18 protein-coding genes and 1 pseudogene are annotated in these 18,970 nt (G+C 61.2%); 14 read left to right on the forward strand and 5 right to left on the reverse strand.

Going from position 1 to position 18,970, the window contains the following annotated elements:
• The first annotated feature begins 258 nt into the window (after positions 1-258).
• The 11 genes from OKW35_RS41190 (at position 259) to OKW35_RS41240 (ending at position 12,091) form a co-directional block, all read left to right on the forward strand.
• Positions 259-1,293 (forward strand): IS630 family transposase, encoded by a 1,035-nt coding sequence (locus OKW35_RS41190; protein WP_429488503.1) that lies wholly within the window; start codon positions 259-261, stop codon positions 1,291-1,293.
• 166 nt (positions 1,294-1,459) lie between these two features.
• Positions 1,460-2,344, forward strand: coding sequence for a DUF6685 family protein (locus OKW35_RS41195; protein ID WP_429555043.1), 885 nt, complete (start codon positions 1,460-1,462; stop codon positions 2,342-2,344).
• Positions 2,345-2,809: 465 nt separating this feature from the next.
• Positions 2,810-3,190, forward strand: coding sequence for a DUF2946 domain-containing protein (locus OKW35_RS41200; RefSeq protein ID WP_429555044.1), 381 nt, complete (start codon positions 2,810-2,812; stop codon positions 3,188-3,190).
• A 106-nt stretch (positions 3,191-3,296) separates the two neighbouring features.
• Positions 3,297-4,190, forward strand: a complete 894-nt coding sequence (locus tag OKW35_RS41205; RefSeq protein ID WP_429555045.1) for a hypothetical protein — start codon at positions 3,297-3,299, stop codon at positions 4,188-4,190.
• Between the two features lie 18 nt (positions 4,191-4,208).
• Complete coding sequence (locus OKW35_RS41210; RefSeq protein WP_429555046.1) at positions 4,209-4,574, forward strand: copper resistance CopC family protein; 366 nt, start codon at positions 4,209-4,211, stop codon at positions 4,572-4,574.
• A 2-nt stretch (positions 4,575-4,576) separates the two neighbouring features.
• Positions 4,577-5,482 carry a CopD family protein gene (locus tag OKW35_RS41215; protein WP_429555047.1) on the forward strand — a complete coding sequence of 302 codons (906 nt, stop codon included), beginning with the start codon at positions 4,577-4,579 and terminating at the stop codon, positions 5,480-5,482.
• Positions 5,483-5,597: 115 nt separating this feature from the next.
• Entirely contained in the window at positions 5,598-6,044 is a 447-nt protein-coding gene (locus OKW35_RS41220; protein ID WP_244145121.1) for a copper chaperone PCu(A)C, read from the forward strand.
• A gap of 582 nt (positions 6,045-6,626) precedes the next feature.
• Positions 6,627-7,649: a hypothetical protein gene (locus tag OKW35_RS41225; protein ID WP_429555048.1), complete on the forward strand. Its 1,023-nt coding sequence runs from the start codon at positions 6,627-6,629 to the stop codon at positions 7,647-7,649.
• A gap of 971 nt (positions 7,650-8,620) precedes the next feature.
• The gene (locus OKW35_RS41230; RefSeq protein ID WP_187611735.1) at positions 8,621-10,078 is read left to right on the forward strand and encodes an NCS1 family nucleobase:cation symporter-1; all 1,458 of its coding nucleotides are present in this window, start codon (positions 8,621-8,623) and stop codon (positions 10,076-10,078) included.
• A gap of 511 nt (positions 10,079-10,589) precedes the next feature.
• The gene (locus tag OKW35_RS41235; protein WP_429555049.1) at positions 10,590-10,859 is read left to right on the forward strand and encodes a MoaD/ThiS family protein; all 270 of its coding nucleotides are present in this window, start codon (positions 10,590-10,592) and stop codon (positions 10,857-10,859) included.
• Between the two features lie 83 nt (positions 10,860-10,942).
• Positions 10,943-12,091, forward strand: coding sequence for a WD40/YVTN/BNR-like repeat-containing protein (locus tag OKW35_RS41240; RefSeq protein WP_429555050.1), 1,149 nt, complete (start codon positions 10,943-10,945; stop codon positions 12,089-12,091).
• A 272-nt stretch (positions 12,092-12,363) separates the two neighbouring features.
• Here OKW35_RS41240 and OKW35_RS41245 read toward each other — a convergent pair whose 3' ends face one another.
• From OKW35_RS41245 to OKW35_RS41255, 3 genes and pseudogenes are all read right to left on the reverse strand, one after another.
• A complete protein-coding gene (locus OKW35_RS41245) occupies positions 12,364-12,687 on the reverse strand; it encodes a hypothetical protein (RefSeq protein WP_184062107.1) in 324 nt (107 codons plus the stop codon).
• An 807-nt stretch (positions 12,688-13,494) separates the two neighbouring features.
• Positions 13,495-13,616: pseudogene (locus OKW35_RS41250) on the reverse strand (IS5/IS1182 family transposase); the annotation flags it as partial.
• Positions 13,604-14,236, reverse strand: coding sequence for a TetR/AcrR family transcriptional regulator (locus tag OKW35_RS41255; protein ID WP_018421953.1), 633 nt, complete (start codon positions 14,234-14,236; stop codon positions 13,604-13,606). The gene OKW35_RS41255 and the pseudogene OKW35_RS41250, both read right to left, overlap by 13 nt.
• Positions 14,237-14,521: 285 nt before the next feature.
• Between OKW35_RS41255 and OKW35_RS41260 the strand changes: the two genes are divergently transcribed.
• The 3 genes from OKW35_RS41260 to OKW35_RS41270 all read left to right on the forward strand — a co-directional run bounded on the left by OKW35_RS41260 (position 14,522) and on the right by OKW35_RS41270 (position 17,046).
• Positions 14,522-15,415: an NAD(P)/FAD-dependent oxidoreductase gene (locus OKW35_RS41260; RefSeq protein WP_429356949.1), complete on the forward strand. Its 894-nt coding sequence runs from the start codon at positions 14,522-14,524 to the stop codon at positions 15,413-15,415.
• A gap of 89 nt (positions 15,416-15,504) precedes the next feature.
• Positions 15,505-16,368 (forward strand): class I SAM-dependent methyltransferase, encoded by an 864-nt coding sequence (locus tag OKW35_RS41265; protein WP_184062109.1) that lies wholly within the window; start codon positions 15,505-15,507, stop codon positions 16,366-16,368.
• 282 nt (positions 16,369-16,650) lie between these two features.
• The gene (locus OKW35_RS41270; protein ID WP_429555051.1) at positions 16,651-17,046 is read left to right on the forward strand and encodes a VOC family protein; all 396 of its coding nucleotides are present in this window, start codon (positions 16,651-16,653) and stop codon (positions 17,044-17,046) included.
• 255 nt (positions 17,047-17,301) lie between these two features.
• Here the strand turns inward: OKW35_RS41270 and OKW35_RS41275 are convergent, their stop codons facing one another.
• Complete coding sequence (locus OKW35_RS41275) at positions 17,302-17,676, reverse strand: BON domain-containing protein (RefSeq protein WP_429336622.1); 375 nt, start codon at positions 17,674-17,676, stop codon at positions 17,302-17,304.
• Positions 17,677-17,800: 124 nt separating this feature from the next.
• Positions 17,801-18,925 (reverse strand): porin, encoded by a 1,125-nt coding sequence (locus OKW35_RS41280; protein ID WP_429406706.1) that lies wholly within the window; start codon positions 18,923-18,925, stop codon positions 17,801-17,803.
• Between the last annotated feature and the right edge of the window lie 45 nt (positions 18,926-18,970).

The following is an 18,970-nucleotide window of genomic DNA, read 5'->3' on the forward strand; positions in this document are numbered from 1 at the left end:
TATTCGATGCCTGCCATCGGCCGCAGGAATGTGACGGTGCCTCTGCACGTGTTTCGTGCGTCGACCCTGTGCGGTCATCCATGATGGATGCATGAACGTCCGAGGGTAACCGCGTAGCGGTCGGCTATAGTCAGCGCTTTCGCGCCTTTCTATTCGAAATAGGCACTATTCCAACAGACCTTTGGACTTACTCATAAGTCAGGAATTTTGCGGACAAATGGACTATTCTTGAGCGATAGCTAATGAGAGCATTCGCCCATGAAACGAGATGGCCGCATCCTGGCTCACAACACGCTCGAAGAGATGCGTATTCTTGCAGTTCAGCGTATGGCTGAAGGCGAGCATCCAAATGATGTTGCTGCGTCATTTGGGATGCATCGCTCGTGGGCGTACAAGATCAGGGCGCAGGCGCGGGGGCGTGGTCATGGTGTGCGAGCGCTGCGATCGACCAAAGGCACGGGTCGCCCACGTACGCTCACTGCGACGCAGGAGCAACGGGTAATGCGCTGGGTTAATGGCAAGAATCCAATGCAGTACGGGTTTGATTTTGGTCTGTGGACGCGCAACCTGGTTCGTGAACTGGTACGACAGAGATTCGACGTCACGCTCAGTCTGGCTTCGATCGGCGCGATGCTCGCGCGTCTGAACCTGACGCCGCAAAAGCCGTTGCAGCGTGCTTACCAGCGTGACCCGGAAGCTATCGAGCGTTGGCAGCGAGACACCTATCCGAGCATTGCCAGGCAGGCTCGTGAGCAGAAGGCAGACATCTTCTTCTGGGACGAATCGGGCTTCCGTGCTGACTCGGTGCATGGCAGGACGTGGGCGCCGCGCGGTGAGACGCCGGTGGTCGAGCGGCCCGGCGAACGGCAAAGCATGAGCGCCGCGTCCGCTGTTAATTCGAAGGGTGCGTTTTGGTTTGCAACCTATGAAGGGGCACTTAGCGGTGAGCTGTTCGTGGAACTGCTCAGGAAGTTGATGTTCAACCGGAAAAGAGCGGTTCATCTGATCGTTGACGGATTGCCAGCACATAAGAAAGCCATCGTTAAGGACTATGTCGCCAGTACGCAGGGCAAGTTGACTTTGCATTTCCTGCCCGGTTACGCACCGGACCTGAATCCAGATGAACTGGTGTGGAGTCACGTCAAGCGCACCGGCGTCGCGCGGCGCCCACTTCGAAAAGGTGAAAAGTTGGGCTCAAAAATTCACGAGCAGCTTTCACAAATTCGCCGCGATCCGTGCCTTGTTCGCTCATTTTTTAGGCATCAATCTGTCCGCTATATTATTGACCTGTGAGTAATCAATGTTCCGGCGATTGCTTGCTAACGAAGCTTTGACAGAGGTACCCGACTCCGTCGCACAGCGGGAGAATTGGACGTGGTTGCGTCGCAAGCTCCAACGGCCCGCGATCGCCGACCAAGCGCGGATGGCCGCTTGGCTCGGCCTGCGGGACGAGCTGCGGATGCTCGATCCAGCAACGCTTCCCGCCGTGCTCGACGTGCGTGCCCCTGGGATTTGGGGCAGCTCGCTACGCCGGGTTGATTTTCTCCGCGAATTCGACGAGACCGGACTCAGCCTCGAAGGCCTTTCGTCAACTACTACGGGCCTGTGCAGTCATTACTTGACCTGTCCCGCCGGCAGTATCGCCAACGCACGGAAGGTCGCCGATTTTGCGTTCGATATAACCGACATAGACGGCATAGGGAGCAGCAAATCCCAAGATCGTTACTTTGCCTCGGTGAAGGATTTTGGTCTCGATTTCTCAAGCTATAAAAAGACCTCCGTTGATGAAGCTGGATTACAGCGCATGCTCAAACATCGCGAGGTTAGGATCGTACAACCGCAGACGACAGACCGGGTCGGGGTGCGGTTGTGGGACGGCAGGCTCTTCCTATACAACGCTGGTGGCTCGCACCACTTCGCAGGTGCCGCTTATATCGCCGCGCAACTGCGGCGATCGGTCCCTTTACGGGCTAGGCTGGAGGTCATCGAACTCAACGAAGGCGTCATCGACTGGCTGCTCTCTTTGTTCATTCCGTTTTCGGTTCCTAAAGGAATCGCGCTAAAACTTCGTCAACTGTGCGCCACGGTTCTTGGTGGTGCTTATACCTTGCGAATTCCCGACATAGTAGCGACCAGCACCGCAGTGTTGCTCCTTCCGGCTGAATCAAACTCCATCGCCGCCGTTTCCGACTTGTTGTTGAAGGCGGGAATCCAGAACGTTCGTCCGTGGTTTGAATCGTTGGTCGCTCAGCAGCGAAGTAACCTTCCAGTGCTGCAGCAACGTTTTCCGGCTGCATTTTCGACAGTCCCTAACGCGGGCATTGCGTCAGGCATTACAGTGTGACCGTACGCGGAGCAAACCAGTCTTGGTGCACAACGCGCACGCGCATAGCGAAGATTCAGTATTACGTCCCACGGTTTCTACTTCGGAATTTGGGGATCGGACGTCTGAGCCGCATACACCCGGCGGCCAAAGAGACCTGGCGCCGTCAAATTGTAGGTCGCCGTCTCGTCGCCGAATGGCGACTCGTCGATCATCACCAGACTTTCGATGACCACCCGCGAAGGACCGCTCGTGGCCGTGTTCCGACCCATTCAATTTGCATACACAACGTCAACCTCGGGAGGCTGGGATCGGCAGCACACGACCCTCCGGAGTCAGTCAGGCGCGGCCTGCGAGCGTCTCATTCCAGGGCGACTTGAGACTTCCGGCAACGCGGCAAGCTGTCACAGGTCGATGCCTGCAAGTAACACATGGCATAATGCGCCGCATTCACCTTCACCAGACCAATATCGAATCGTCGGCCTTATGCTGAGCTGCTTCTGCCGGAAATTGGGCTCCTATCTGGGATTGCTGGCAATCCTGATGGCAACGCTCGCGCCGACGGTTTCGCAGGCACTGGCTGACCGCAATGAGGCTGGGCTTCCTTCAGCCTCGCTCTGCTCCGCACATTCGACTCCAGGCAATCCGCCGGGCAACGAGGACACCTCCCACTCGCTGGCCGCTCACTGGCATGCTTGCGGCTACTGCAACCTGATTGCGCACATGCCCGTGCTGCCGAGCGTCCAGCCTGAATTTGCGGTCACGGTCTGGGCCATCCAGCATCGCATTGCGACGCGGTTCGAGAGCATCCGTCGCGTCGAACCGCTGGCATCCGCCCAGCCGCGCGCGCCCCCCGTTTCATCCTGAATTGAGCCCTGGTGGCGATGCCGTGCACGAACGCATCGCCAGGCGTCGTCGTGTCTCTTCACAGACTCGCGGCGGCGCAATGACGACCTCAATCAATGGATGAAACATGAATACCAATACCTTGCGCCATGGGAAACCCTTCTTCGCCACGGCATCGATCTCGTTCGCCGCAACTGCGCTCCTGCTCGCCTCATCGCCAGCCGCTGCCCATGCCATCGCGGGCGACCGCGTCTTTCCGTCAACGTTGGCCGTCGATGATCCAGGTGTCGGCGATGAAGCTAACTTCGAATACGGGCATCAGCGTGTTCCTGGAGACAACGGCGATCAAAGCATCAATACGTTCAGCTTCGAGTACGACAAGCTGATCACGTCAAGGCTTGCCCTGTCCGTCGACGGCGCTTACGTGATGCAGAACAATCCGACTGCGCACGGGTTCGATAACTTTGGAGTCGGCCTGAAGTATCTGCTGTATGTGAACGCCCCGCACGAATTCATGACTTCAGTCGGGGTGCATGCGGAATTGGGTGGAACCGGCAGCCACGCGATTGCGGACAGCTTTTCGACCATCTCGCCGACGATCTACGTGGGCAAGGGTATGGGCGATCTGCCTGACTCACTGGCCTATCTCCGACCCGTTGCCATTACCGCCGAAGCTGGGCCTTCGTTGACCACCGGGGCCGGTCAGCCCAATTCTTTCGACTACGGTTTCACGGTCCAGTACAGCCTGCCCTATCTGCAGCAGCAGGTGCATGATTTCGGCTTGCCGCAGCCGCTCTCGAACATTGTTCCCATCGTCGAGTTTCCGCTATCGAGAAGTCAGGGCCAAACCACTGGCACGATCAATCCAGGGTTCATCTGGATCAACCGCTATGGCCAGTTCGGTGTCGAAGCCCAGATACCAATCAACAGCGCGAGCGGTTCGCATGTGGGCATCCTGGTACAGGCCCATCTTTTCTTCGACGATATTGCGCCGAAAACGCTCGGCAAGCCGCTGTTCTAACGTGTAAGGAGTCCTCTCATGAAACTGCACACGATTGCACGCGCGGCCATCGCCGCGCTGATGATCGCCGCCTGCAATCTCGCGCAGGCGCACGCCTATCCGACCCAGGAGGCGCCGGGGGCCGGTGCGACCGTCACGACCTCGCAGAAGGACGTGGCGATCGATTTCGACGATGGTCTGGAGCCCGCCTTCAGCTCGATCGCCGTCACCGACTCGCGAGGCAAGTCCGTGACGAGCGGCAAAGCTGCGGTTGACCCGTCGAACAGGAAGCACATGTCGGTAGGGCTAAATCCCCTCGTGCCGGGCGCCTATACCGTCTCGTGGGTCGCCGTTGCCAACGACGGCCATCGCACCCAGGGGCATTACACGTTCACGGTGAAGTAACGGTGGATCCGCTCGTCGTCGCCCAGATTGCACTGGCCGCGATGCAGGACATTCTGTTTGCCGTCGCTACCGGCGCTCTTGCATGCGGCGTCCTGGGCGCACGTAGCGGATTGCCAGGGCAAGACACGACGCGAGTCTGGCGGACCGTCGCGTCAGTCGCACTCGCTCTCACCGCCCTGGCGTACCTCTGGCTTCAGGCCGCAGTCATGAGCGGTTCGCCGCTCGGTGAAGCTGGTTCGGCTATCGCCCCAGTACTGACGCAGTCCCACTTCGGTAAGGCATGGTCGATCGGCGTTGCCGGCGCGCTGCTCGCGGCGTTGAGTGGCCTCAAGAAAGAGCGCGACTCGGCGCTCTTTGCTGCGGGGTTCGTCCTGTGGGTCGCGGGCAAGGCAGCCGCGAGCCATGCGGCCGACTCCGGCGACTTCTCGTGGCGTGAGGCGATTCACGTCGTCCATCTTTCCGCGACTGCGCTTTGGGCCGGCAGTGTCATCGTCGCCGCGATCCTGCTGCGCCGGCTCGAACGCGAACCAGGCCGTCCGCCCGGCCGGAGGGCTGCGTTCTGCTCGGCGCTGTCTCATCTGGCGACGACTGCGCTCTTGTTTGTTCTCGTCACCGGTTTCTACAACGCCGTTCAGGACACGGCGCAGGCCAGCGCGCCGCTGCTGCGCACACACTGGGGCCGGTTGCTCGCCGCAAAGCTTGCATGTGTGGTCCTGGCGACATTGCTCGGCGGCTGGAACCGGATGGCGATTCTGCCCGATCTGCTCGTGCTTGCCGAGCGGAACGATCCGGATTACCCCGCCGCGCAACGCCGCTTCGACGGCGTTCTCTCTGTCGAAGCGCTCGTCATGCTAGCCGTACTTGCGCTGGCTGCGGTGCTGGGCCATACGTCGCCGACGGGCGGATAGCGGAGCGACCATGTAGACATGCGACCGATATGACGATCGAGCCTTGCCTCGGTGCCGCGACGTAGGTCCCACCGGCCCATCACATTTTCCTTAACGTAGAACAGGAGGTTATGCCATGCACCACCCCTTTTTCCGCCTGGCTATCGCGCTGCCGCTCGCGGCTGCTTCGCTAACCGCTTTCGCCGCTTCGTCGGGCGCCATGATGGTGTCCGACTGCTGGATCCGCTCGATGCCGGGCGACGTGCCGTCCGGAGGCTACTTCAAGCTGATGAACATGGGAGACAAGCCCGTCGATCTCGAAGGTGTTAGCACCGATGCGTTCGGGATGTCCATGCTGCATCAGACGCAGACTACCGGGAGCACGTCGAAGATGGTCATGGTCGACAAGGTGACCGTCCCGGCCAACGGGACACTCGCATTCGCGCCGGGCGGCTATCACGTGATGTTCGAGAAGGAAAAGAAGCCGCTGACGGTCGGTTCGACGGTTCCCGTCACGTTCAAATTCAGTGACGGGGAGAGTATCGTCGGGCAATGCGCGGTGAAGAGCGCAACAGGCCAGTAATGACGCTTGCAGCCCGCGCGAAATCGATCGCGAGACTTGAGAGCGCGGGCTGCAACGATTCGGGCAACCGGCGGACGTTTGTATCTGGTCAATGATGCTCGATGCGCTCGGCGATGTGAAATGATGCTGCGCCGTGGCGACGAGCGAAAAATGCGTGGTTTTTACGCATCGCCGCGTACGGAAATTGAACATCGCTGTCCGAGGCGGAAGCCGACCTTTGCGCGCTCCGTGGCAAGGGCGGCTGTTGGCCGCGTGCCGCCTCATGCATTGGGCTGCGCAGCTTGAACCTCGCAAGGCTGCGTTCGGCGGCACGCGACCCGTCTCTGCCGCTCGACCCCACACGACTTTAACGGCCGCTTCGAACGAGCAACGGTCGTAAGGGCAGTTGGGTCGGCGGCCATGTGACTCGGCGGCCTGAGCGGTAATTTACTTAGCGCAAATCTGGTCGGCGAATGTCAAGCTGAAGATGGCAGCAAAAAATCTATCGTCGTGTTCGAAATGACTTGACCACTACAACTCAAAAACCTATCGTTTTTTCACATTTATCTGACCACCACATTATTCAGGCAGTGCGGGGGCAGCATGAGCAAGCTGACGGACAGCATCAACACTTTCGTGACGGGCGACCTGGTGTTTACGCGCTACCCGCCCACCACCCGGCAGCCGATCCACGTCACCGTGTTCCTCGAGCCGCGCCACGGCCTCGGCCGGAGCTACGTTCACGCGGGCGCGCAGCAGCTGGAGATCGCGGACGTCGCGACCTACGCGGATGACAAGGGCGCCGGCGGATACCTGCACGCCCATCCGACGGATAACGTGCTGCGCTCCCGCACGGCCGAAATCGCGCAGATGTTCGCGCAAAACGTCAAACGCACGCCCTACGGCAACTACCCTTCGTCGGCGGACTTCCAGCGCTTGCAGCTCCTCGTCGAGAGCCCGCACGCGAGCCGTTTCACGGGCATGGTGCGCACGACCGACTTCGGCCAAATCCCGTTCGAGTTCCCGGCGCTCGTGCGGCTGCTCAAATGGACGCTGCGCGCGATCGACAACGCGCCGCTCAGCGAGAACCGCGGCATCACCTGCGCAGCCTTTGTATCGATATGCCACCAGGTGGCGCGAATGCTCATCTTCTTCGACGACGTTGGCCTCACGTGGCAGCCCGAGAAGATCCGTAACTGCTTGCAGAAGCTCAACGGGCTCGTCGAGTCCAAGGCCTCGCTGCGCGCTGAACTCGAGAAGATCGGCGAGGACCCCACGCGGAACAACAAGCCCATCTACCGCAATCAGGCCTATCGCGAGCACTCCAACCGCAAGCTCACGCCAGCCGGCAAGAGCGAGCTCGCTAGCAAAAGGGCGAACGTCGCCTACGACAGCGTGCCCGACGAGGCGCGCAAGCGATTGAAGAAGAACACCCCGTCGTCCGAACTCGAGGGATATTGGCTCGTCATCCAGACCGAATGGCTCGGCATCAATGCGGCTATCACGAAATCGCTGCAAGACATCCTTGGCGACTTCTTCTTCGACGCCAAGTACGTGAGCTCGCCCATCCTGTCGCAACGCGTGCAGACCATCGGCTGGCGCACGGTGGCTTTCAACGCCTACTGATCTCCGGGGCTCAGGGCTCAGGGCGCGGCGATGCCGGACGGCGTCCTCAAACAAGGCAGATCCGTCCCTCGAAGCGGCAAACGCTCGAGCATCGCGGTGCCCGTTCGTCGAACCGACGACCTAAACCGTCGCGCACCATCCAGGTTCCCGAGCGGCGAGCGACATCGATCGGAGTCGCTTGACATAGGAGCGTCCACGCGTTTGCCGAACGGTTCTTCCTGAACCGGAAAGTGGAACGTGTTTGGCAGCGCGAAACGGGTGCATGTCCCGCCACTGTCAGACTGGCAGAACGCTCCCAGTCTGACAGTATCTATCTATCGATGAAAGACGGGACGGACTACCTATAAATGGCCGACGACGCCACCGGACATGATCCACGCACGAACGTCCGGTGTCGGAGGCGGAGCCGACATGCGAATGTCCTTGTGAAACCGCGGGCCAATGGCCGTAGATGGCCGAACCCGGTCCGACAGCAAACTTCGGTGAGGGGGCTGAGCACCGCCGGTTGCGTTCGGCGGCACCCGATCCACTTCTACCATTTGAGATCGCATCTGAACTGACGAACGCCAGCTGTCGCCCGATGCGGGACCATCGGAGGTCAATCAAACACGGCATTTGAATCGGGCTGCCCTCACATCGAACCCTTCGACGAGGGGGGCCTCCGGCCATCTCCACATCAACGGCCCCATAGATTGCGAGCGGGACGCAGCAACGGTAAGCATCGCGCAATTTTATTGATTTGCGCGGTCACAATGGACAACAACGACGAACTTGCGATTGCGCTCATTGTGCGTGGGATCGGATTGTTGGCTTGCGCCGACATGCCTCTCGATTAGGGTTAACCCATTCAGAGCTGTGCCGCACAGTACATACAGTTCTTGCATACGAGCTTGCTTCAGACGCGGGGGCATCGCCGCCCAGGGTCGTCTGGCGGTGGTTCCTCATTTCCACGAACTCAAAGGAGACGACAGATGGAAATCCGCAACCCTTCCCCCGGCCTCTACAACGAAGATCTCGCACCTGCCAGGGTGCGCAACTGGGGTGCCTTTAGCATTTTCAACGTCTGGACCTCGGACGTGCACAGCCTCTGGGGCTACTACCTCGCCGCCAGCCTGTTCCTGCTGTGCGGCAGCTTTACCAACTTTGTGCTGGCGATCGGGCTCGGCTCACTCGTGATCTTCGCGCTGATGAATCTGATCGGCTACGCCGGCGAGAAGACCGGCGTGCCATACCCGGTGCTTGCGCGCGCCTCTTTCGGCGTGTGGGGCGCCAACCTCGCGGCGCTGGTGCGCGCCGTGGTGGCCTGCTTCTGGTACGGCGCGCAGACAGCAGCGGCTTCGAGCGCGATAGTCGCGCTGTTGATCCGCAGCACCAGCCTGATGGAGTTCCACAAGGGCACGCACTTTCTCGGCCACTCGGGGCTGGAAGTGATCTGCTACTTCATCGTCTGGGCGCTGCAGCTGCTCATCATTCAGAAGGGCATGGAAACGGTGCGCAAATTCCAGGACCTGGCCGGTCCGGCGGTGTGGATCGCGATGCTGATCCTGGCGATCGGCCTGTGCGTCAAGGCGGGCGGCTTCTCGTTCGAGCATGGCATTCCGATGGACGCGCTGCTCGAGAAGACCAAGGACGCCGGCGTCAGCGGCGAGCCCGGCTCGTTCTGGGCCCTGATGGCCGTAGGCGCGACCTGGATCACCTACTTCGCGGCGCTGTACCTGAACTTTTGCGACTTCTCGCGCTACGCGAAAAACCGCGACGCAGTCAAGAAAGGAAATCTGTGGGGCCTGCCGGTCAACCTGATTGCGTTCTCGCTGGTCGCCGGCGTCACCACCATCGCCGCCTTCAAGGTGTACGGCGAAGTGCTGCTGCACCCCGAGCAGATCTCAGCCAAGTTCGATAGCTGGATACTGGCACTCATCGCGGCGGTGACTTTCGCAGTCGCCACGCTAGGCATCAACGTGGTGGCCAATTTCGTCTCGGCGGCGTTCGACATCTCCAACACGTTCCCCAGGCAGATCAGCTTCAAGAAGGGCGGTTTCATCGCCGCAGCCATCGCGCTGGCGCTCTACCCGTTTGCGCCGTGGGAAGGCAACGCCGCGCACTTCGTCAACGCCATCGGCGCCACGATGGGCCCGCTGCTGGGAATCATCCTGGTGGACTACTATCTGGTGGCCAAGGGCAACGTCAACGTCGCGGCGCTCTACCAGGAGCACGGCGAGTATCGCTACGAAAGCGGCTGGAACGTCAACGCGCTGGCCGCGGCGGCGGTCGGCAGCGTGTTTTCGACCTTCCTGCCCAACTTCACTAACCTGCTGCCGGCCTGGTGGAATACATATGGCTGGTTCTTCGGCGTAGCGATCGGCGGCGGCATGTACCTGGTCATGGCGACGCTGCGGCCGCGTACCGCGATCGCCACTACCCGCGTTTAAGGCTCTTTCCATCCCGATCAGGTAGGGTCAAGCACTGGCACGGCACCGCCGGGTGCCTCCCGGAAGCGGGCGGTCGGTCACGATAGCCGCGTGCGACTCGCGAATCGCAGATTTGGCCGACGATCCGCCTGATGGCATCGTTCAAAGAATGGCACTTTCGGCCACAACTTGCCGTTCAGCGAGCCGGGAAATCTGCCGTTGGAGCGGCCGCATTACTCCGGAACCTGACGGACTGGCTCAGGGCGTGTTGCCGTCATTCGAGAATCGGCTTTGGTCAGGCAGCTGAGCGTCCATTTGCGGACATTCGCACCTCGGCGGTCGCGAGTGATCAGCCTCACTGAGACCGAACGCGTGCTTACGACCCCGAGCAGCCTTTCGGACTCGCGACACCGCAACGGCCGCTTCGGAGGCGCAACCTGTCGTCTGTTGTATGGCGATGCCCCGAAGCACCCGGCGGATCGTCTAAACTGCAGAATCGACGAACAGGCCATTCCCGCTCGGCTACCCCGCCATGGCGCACATCTTCTTCGCTGCTTCGATTCAACGGCATATCGCAACGCCCGAGCGCGAGATCGACGCGCGCACGCTCGGCGAAGCACTGAAGGCCGTCTTCGCCGCGCAACCTCGACTGCGCGGCTACATCCTTGACGATCAGGGCTCACTGCGAAGACATCTCGCCGTGTTTGTCGACGGCCGGGCGGTGCGCGACCGACAACATCTGTCCGATGCGCTCGGCGAGGAAAGCCGGGTTTACGTCATACAGGCGTTGTCGGGCGGATAAGAAGGTTCCACTCTTACTCGAGCTTTTCATGGGACCAGAGTAAGCGCTAATGCGCCAACTCTGGTCGACAGGAGACACTCCACATGAGCGAACGATTGCTTGTTGCAACCCGCAAGGGATTGTTCGTTCTGCAAGCCGACGGCGAGGGCGGCTGGACGCTCGGTGAGCCGTATTTCGTCGGCGAGCCGGTGAGCATGGTGCTGCCTGATCCGCGCGACGGTTCGCTGTATGCCGCGCTCAATCTCGGCCACTTCGGCGTGAAGCTGCATCGCCGGCGCGCGGGCATAGAGGATTGGGAAGAGTGCGCGGTCCCCGTCTACCCGCCGCAGCCTGCCGACGAGACGCATGCCGGTGACGGCGCGGACACGAGCGCGGACAATGCGAGCGCGGCCGTGCCCAGCCCGCCGGCTCCTAACTGGACGCTCCAGCAAATCTGGTCGCTTGAAACCGGCGGCCCGGACGAGCCGGGCGTCCTGTGGGCCGGCACGATTCCCGGCGGGCTCTTCCGTTCCGACGATGGCGGCGATACATGGCTGCTCAACCGGGCGCTGTGGGATCGCCCGGAGCGCCGAGAATGGTTCGGAGGCGGCTACGACGCGCCGGGCATCCATTCCGTGATGGTCGATCCGCGCGACAGCCGGCACGTGACGATCGGCGTGTCGTGTGGCGGCGTCTGGCAAACCGCCGACGGCGGCGCGACCTGGCGCGTTAGTGCCGAAGGCATGGAGGCCGACTACATGCCGCCGGAGCGGCGCGGCGATGCCAACGTGCAAGACCCGCACCGCGTCGTGCAATGCGCCGCAAATCCAGATGCGCTGTGGGCGCAGCATCACTGCGCGATCTTCCGCTCGACCGACGGCGCGGCGCACTGGCAGCGGATCGAAGCGCAGCCATCGAGCTTCGGCTTCGCGGTTGCCGTGCATCCGCACGAGCCGGACACCGCGTGGTTTGTGCCCGCCGTGAAAGACCAGTGCCGGATCCCGGTGGACGGCCAGTTCGTCGTCACGCGCACACGCGACGGCGGCCGCACGTTCGAGCGTTTCTCGAACGGGTTGCCGCCTGCACCGGCGTATGACCTCGTGTATCGGCACGGGCTCGCTGTAGATGACTCCGGCACGCGCCTCGCAATGGCGTCGACCACCGGCGCGCTATGGACGTCCGACGACGGCGGCGAAAGCTGGCATTTGATTTCAGCGCATTTGCCGCCTGCTTATTGTGTTCGGTTTGGATGAGGGCGCGGGGCGGGCTGGTGAGACATGAAACGCCTACATTGCCTTCATGCGCCGGACATAGCCTGAATGCGTGCATCGGCGTGATGGATCGATACTTCGAGCCGTACGCGCCGGCGAACCGCTTTGTGTAGCTCGGCTTGTCGCAAGAGACCTTTTGACACTTCGCCGAACGTCTGATCAGCACTAGGAGTCACGCGGACGCCCCTGCGCGAGAGACAGCTTTTGGCGAAGGACGCAGCTACTACAGCGTCAAGGCGCGCGAGTCTTCAGTGCTACTTTTCCGCCTTTTTCCCCTCGTCTGCTGTACGTAGTGCTGCGTTGGCTGTGACCAGCAGTTTCGCATCGTGGTCCTGGACTGCAGCGTCAACCGTGTCGAACGCTTTCTTCAGATCCTTTTGTGCCAGCTTTGTCGCGCTTCCATTTTCCAAAATGGTTTCGGCTTCCTTTCTCAGGCGCTTAACTAGTTTCGCGGCGCATCTGGTGTCGAGCGTCCCATTGATGACGAACTCACTGATGTAATTCGCCAGCGCGGCCAGCGTCGCAGCGGTCGACTCATTCGCGCCGCTCTTACCGCTCGCTTCGGACTTCTTGCTCATCAGGACTCTCCCGTTAGGACACGCTTCCGCGATGCAGGACCAACGCTACGCTCACGGTCGGTGTCGCATGAAATGGTGACAGACTTCGAGCGAAAATAAGACGGTTTTTTTGGATGAAGAGGCGCTGTCATATCGCAACGTTCGGATATCGGTCGATTGTTGCCGCGTGGGGCTATGGGCGCGGTACTGCGGGGTGAATTTTGGTTTGCTACAGAATTGCTACAACTGGAGTGAGCGGCTATATCTGGCGGGCCTTGGGTTTGTCATTCCACCCTCTGAACTATCGCCCACCTGAAGGGGCAAAGCAACTTTGAACGTCCCAGTTCCACTGGCGGATTCAACCGGTCGATGCAATAGTTCGATGGAACCGCTTGCCGGCCCGCAACGGAGGATCGTCGCAAGTCGACCCGTTGCAGCCGGTCGAGCAGTCTCTGTTCTAAGGGTAGGTATCGGAGTGGAACGGTCATTCCGTGCCGTCGCCTGGGGGACAAGTCATCGGCCTCTGCGGACGCTTAGACCCGTGAGTTGGTGAGGCGGCTTACGCCGTGCAAGGATGACGTCTTGCTCGACCCTCGAATTGCTCTCGAACTTAAGTTTGATTTCTCTATAAGCAATCAGCTTGTCGTTCACCAGATCGAAAGGAAGCGCCCGCAAGGTTCGGGATGGTGTTCAGAACTCGTTTTGCCGCACTGAGCCATCCACATAGGGCCGATGCGGTGGAAGCGGTGCGGCACCTGGCTCGAATGCAGCGCTACGTTCGGCATAAGGAAGGCGCCGATTGCCTGCCCGCGCGGGCGGCTTTTGCGCTCATGCAGCGGCCTCGCGCATCAGTCGTTCGCGCGTCATCCACAGATTGCTTAGAGCGAACAGCGTGTGCAACTCTGCGGGTTCTTCATCAAGCCGCGATAGCGCACCTTTAGATGCCACCGTGCGCGGCGATGAACATGGCGACGGCCGACCGGCAATAGGATTCGATTTCGTTGTCATCCTCTGCTCTCGCCTCATCGAAGCGTGCGACAAGCAGAAGATCGGATCCTTTGAAAAGCGCGGCAAACAAGCGGGCGGATCGGAGAGCATCGGGTACGTTCAGAATCGCTTTCGCGTGCAACTGACGCAACACGGCCTCGATTTGGGCGATGACATGGGCGGGCCCGGCTTCGTAATGGAGCTTGCTTAACGACTTTTGATTCGTCTTGTCGGCCAAAACCATGGCTTCGACACTGCGGACGTCCGGGCTCAACAGCGTGCGAAGCAGGGATGATCCCACCGCCATGAGCTGATCTTCGGCTGAACCGTCGACGCTTTCAGAAAGGGCCTGGGGTGCAAATTGATGGCAGTGGGCCACCATGGCCGCGCTGAACAGCGCCTCCTTGTTCTCGAAGTGCCGATAGATGCTGAGCTTGGATATCTTCGCCCGCTGCGCGACCTTGTCCATGGTCGTCGCTTGAAAACCCAATTCCACAAAGAGTTCGCAGGCGGCGTCGACGATCGTTTGGCGAAGCGCCTCGTTGGCGGGCCGGCCGCGCCGGCTCTGGCTGTTTTCGGTCACAACAATTCCAGTACTTGACAGTATTCAAATTCTTGCACTACGATACCACGCAGTATCTTAAATGTGCAAGCCAAGGATAGGTTTCAACCAGTTGCCCAAATCAGGTTTCCCCGGGGCGCCTGGCGATATCGAATGCGGGATTGTGGGGCCGATCAATACAGCCATCAGCAACTTTCTCGCCAATGCCGAAGCCCCACTCGCTGACCGTCTCAAGCGCGTATCGCTGGACGATATTGCACACCACGCCAAGCCCACCCCTCCAATCACAACACGGAGCCCATCACCATGGATGACGTCATCATCATCGGCGGCAGCTTTGCCGGCCTCGCCGCCGCCCTGCAGCTCGGCCGTGCCCGCCGCAAGGTCACGGTTCTCGATACCGGCCGGCCGCGCAACCGCTTTGCAGGCCACTCGCATGGCTTGCTCGGCCACGATCACAAGCCACCGCTGGACATCCTGGTCGAGGCGCGGCAGCAGTTGACGCGCTATCCAACGATCAGGCTGGTCGATGCCCGGGCCGAGAGCGTGTCTGGCGCCATCGACGATTTCTGCGTCGTCACTGACGATAACGAAAGCCTGAGGGCGCACCGCCTGATCCTGAGCTATGGCGTCGCCGACCAGATGCCTGATGTTCCGGGCTTTGCCGAAAGCTGGGGCACGTCCATCGTGCCCTGCCCCTATTGCGACGGCTTTGAAGTCGCCGGCCAGCATTGGGGCCTCGTCTGGTCCAGCCCGCAGTCGCACCAGTCTGCCAGGCTGTTCCGCGATTGGACGGACAAGCTGACTGTCTTCGCCGATGGTCATGACATTGCGCCCGATATCCAAGTCGATCTGGCGCGTCGCAACATACCTGTCGTCGATGGCCGGATCGTCGAGATCGCCCATCACAAGGGCCATATCAACACCGTCAATCTCGATACCCGCCGCAATGTCGCGGTCGACGTCCTGTTCGCCCATCCGCGCAACAAACCGTCCGCACGCCTGCATGAATCACTGGGCCTCGCCACGGTCGATACGCCCACCGGCATCGTCCTCAAAGTCGACGAGCGCCGCCAAACCAGCATGCCCGGCATCTACGCCGCTGGCGACCTCGCCACGCCCTTCTTGCCCTCGGTCACCCAGGCTTCATCGCAGGGCGCGATGGCGGGTATCTTCGCCCAGCAGTCGATGGTGGTTTGAGAGCACAGATCCTTGTTGCGTCGTCGCCTTCGAAAAGGTTGGCGTAAATCGACGCGGCGAAAGGCGGATCGTCGAGTCAAGGAGATGACATGGCAAAGCAAAGTGCTGATCAGGTGGGTGACTGGAATGGTCAAAGCGGGGAGCGCTGGGTCGCCAACCAGGCCCGGCTCGACGCTCTGGTGGCGGTGTTCGGCCAGGCCGCGATCGAAGCCGCCGCGCCCGCGACGGGTGAGCGCGTGCTGGACATCGGCTGCGGCGCGGGTGCGTCAAGTCTGGCTCTGGCCGCTCGCGTCGGCGCGGGGGGCCAAGTGCTGGGCGTGGACATATCCGAACCGCTGATCGATCGAGCGCGCGCGCTTGCGCGCCACGATACGCCGGCCCTGTTTCAGGTGGCCGACGCCAGCAGCGCAGAGCTGCCCGAAGGCGCGTTCGACATTCTGTTCTCGCGTTTCGGCGTGATGTTTTTCCCCGATCCGACAGCGGCGTTCGCCCATATGCGACGCGCGCTCCGGCCGGGCGGCCGGGTCGCTTTCGTCTGCTGGCGCGGTGCGGCCGAGAACGATTGGATGCGACTGCCGGTGGGCGCGCTCAAGGACATCGTCCCGCCGAGCGCGCTCCCCGATCCCGAAGCGCCCGGCCCGTTTTCGTTCGGCGACCGGAAGCACGTGGCGCGCATCCTGACGGCGGCCGGTTTCACCGAAATCGTTATCTCGCCCTTCGACGCGGCCGTCCCATTCGGCGAGGGCGAAACGCGGGACGCGGCGATCGACGACGCAGTGAGGATGACGCTTGAGGTCGGCCCGCTGTCGCGTGCGCTCGCTGGTCAGCCCGACGACATCCGCGCCCGTGCCTCCGCCGCAGTTCGTGCCGCCTTCGCGAGCCTCCCCGGCGAGGGGTCGGTGATGATCAACGGCGCGGCATGGGTCGTCATGGCACGAAATCCGGCAAGCTGACAGGGATTAACAGGGGAGATGCCTCCGCTCGGTGGAACAGGGCGTCTTTGGCCGGCCAGATTGATGTCCCTTCTGGCCGCTGAACGAGCGCTCGCCTTGCGACAATCAGATGGCCGGTTGCGAAGCAGAGCCGACGCCTGAGCGGCCTTCCGGCGGCGCATGTGACCGGCAGTTTGTGGCCGAACCGAGCCAGATGCCGATTCGCCCGAGTTCGCCCCCCTTTGCGGACATCCGGCGCCCGGAGGACAATGCCCTTGCGAATCTCTTCCGAGGCTGCCCAACATGGCTAAATTTCAGCCCGATGGATGGCATACCGTCACGCCCCGAATCGTCGCACGGGATCCGGAAAACCTGATCACATTCATCAAGATGGTGTTTCAGGCACAGGGCGAATTCCGTCACGGGCGGCCTGCCGAAATCATGATCGGCGATTCCGTCGTGATGGTTAGCGGCGCAGACGGCCTTCGCGATCCGATGCCGGCATTTCTGTATGTCTACGTCGAGGACGCCGATTCGACCTACCAGCGAGCGATTGCGGCGAATGCGATCTCACTCGAAGTTCCGACCGACATGCCATACGGCGACAGGCGAGCAATGGTAAGAGATCCGTGGGGAAACACATGGCAGATTGCCACACATCAGCGCGACCTCTGTACTGCCGAGACTCGTTCAAGGTAGGACGTTACCGACAGCAGCACTTTTCTGTCGGTTCGTCTATTCGCTAAAGCTCAAGAACGGTGCGGCACGCTCGGTCGACGTTGGGTGTTTTGCCTCCCGACGAATGCCGTCACCCCTTCGACGAAACCGGGCTCATCTGCGCGATCCATTTGCGCCGTCCGCCAACCAGATGCGCCGGCGGACTGACGTCGTAGGCAGAGCGGTGTCGCTTCGGTGCAAGCCTGGCAGCGGTCCGGACTTACTTAGGATGACCACTTACTGGCCGAATACGCGTTTGAGTGTCAGACTGTTTTTCACGGTTGTCACGCCCGGCACGGCTTCGGCAACCCCGGCCGCCCTGTCGATCTGCGCTGCATCGGGCACCGTGCCAAACAGCGTCACCGCGCCACCTCTCGCACGGACACTGATGTTTGAAGCACTGATCTCCTTGTCCTTCATGAGCGCAGCGCGTACCTTCCTGCCGAGCGCGCGATCAGCCTGTCTGGAACTCGTCGAAGCGCCGCTGCCCGGCGACGCCATGACGGTTGACGCTGGCCCACTGCCCGATTCGCCAGGCTGGGACCATGCATTGATCCATGTCGTCACGATCAGTGCGCCGACCGCCAGTTTGAGTGCCCTGATTACCTTCATTGCTTTCTCCAATCTTCCTGAGTCTTGTGGGATCCCCGTTGGAATCGCTGTTCTGCTACCGCGGGGCGAGCCGGCACGCTTCACCGGCCAGAGGTCTTCATTTCGAGCCCAATACGGAGGATCCCTAGAAGTAGTGGCGTATCCCGAGCATGACCGCCGTCGTCCCGAGGCCCGGCGCCACGGGCTGGCCGTACGTAATCGTCTGCGTCATATCTCCGTGGTTGTTCACCCAACCCACCTGGCCATAGAGCAAAGTGGCCTTGGACAGACTGTATTCGGCGCCTCCGGCGACCTCGAGCGATTTGTTGGCCGAATTGTTCGCGTCCTTCAGGTAATACACGCCACTGGTGAGCTTGAATGCCGGTGAGAACTGATAGCCGAGGCCGGCCGAATACAGGTCGAGGTTGACCAGATTCGCGTGCGCCGGATTCCTGCCGTTGGAATATGACGCGGAAATGGAGAAGGCGTGATAGGTGTACAGCGCCCCGAGGTAGTAGAGGCGGTTGTTGGCGAGTCCGGTGGGCACCGTCGTCGGTCCGGGATTGGTGTCGTGACCGTTGTAGTAGACGGCTCTCAGATTGAGGCCATAGTTCGAGTATTTGAGCACGGCGGACTCGCGCGTGCCGCCCTGGAAGCTGCCTGCCACACCGCCGGGCGCATATTCGAGCGCTGCGGACACGCCGGCGAATGTCGGCGACTCGTAGACGATCGCATTGCTGTCGTACAGCGCGCCGATCGGTCCGTTGGTGCTGGTGCCGGACCAGCCTGCGGCCTGGTTCATGCCCAGCCATGCCGTCAGGATGCTGCCGAAATACTGGCCCGCCCGCACGTCGGTATCGGCCATCGCGTAGGCCATCGGCACGATCTGGCGACCGGCGTTGACCGTGCCGAACGGTCCCGACACGCCGACCGTTGCGAACTGGTTGAACTGCGCCACCGCGCCCGGCGTATCCGCCAGGCCGAACTTGCCGGTGCCGCTGTCGAACGATCCCTGCAGCTTGAAGTTGACGTGATAGCCGCCGCCGATATCCTCGGTCCCCTTCATGCCCCAGATGCTCGCGTAGATCCCGCCGTCCTTGTAGCGATAGACCTTGCCCAGATTCTTCGCCGTCGGGCTGAACGAGGCCGCCGAGGTACTTTGATATAGCAGACCGGAATCCACGACGCCGTACAGCGTCACCGACGACTGCGCATAGGCCGGACTTCCAAGGACGGCCACCGCGGCCGCAGCTACCCATTTCAGTTTCATTGCGTCTCCAGTTTTGTAGCTTTAATCCACCCGTAACGACGTACG

This window comes from Paraburkholderia sp. MM5477-R1, from assembly GCF_050436385.1.
In the GTDB taxonomy this organism is placed as follows: Bacteria; Pseudomonadota; Gammaproteobacteria; order Burkholderiales; family Burkholderiaceae; genus Paraburkholderia; species Paraburkholderia tuberum.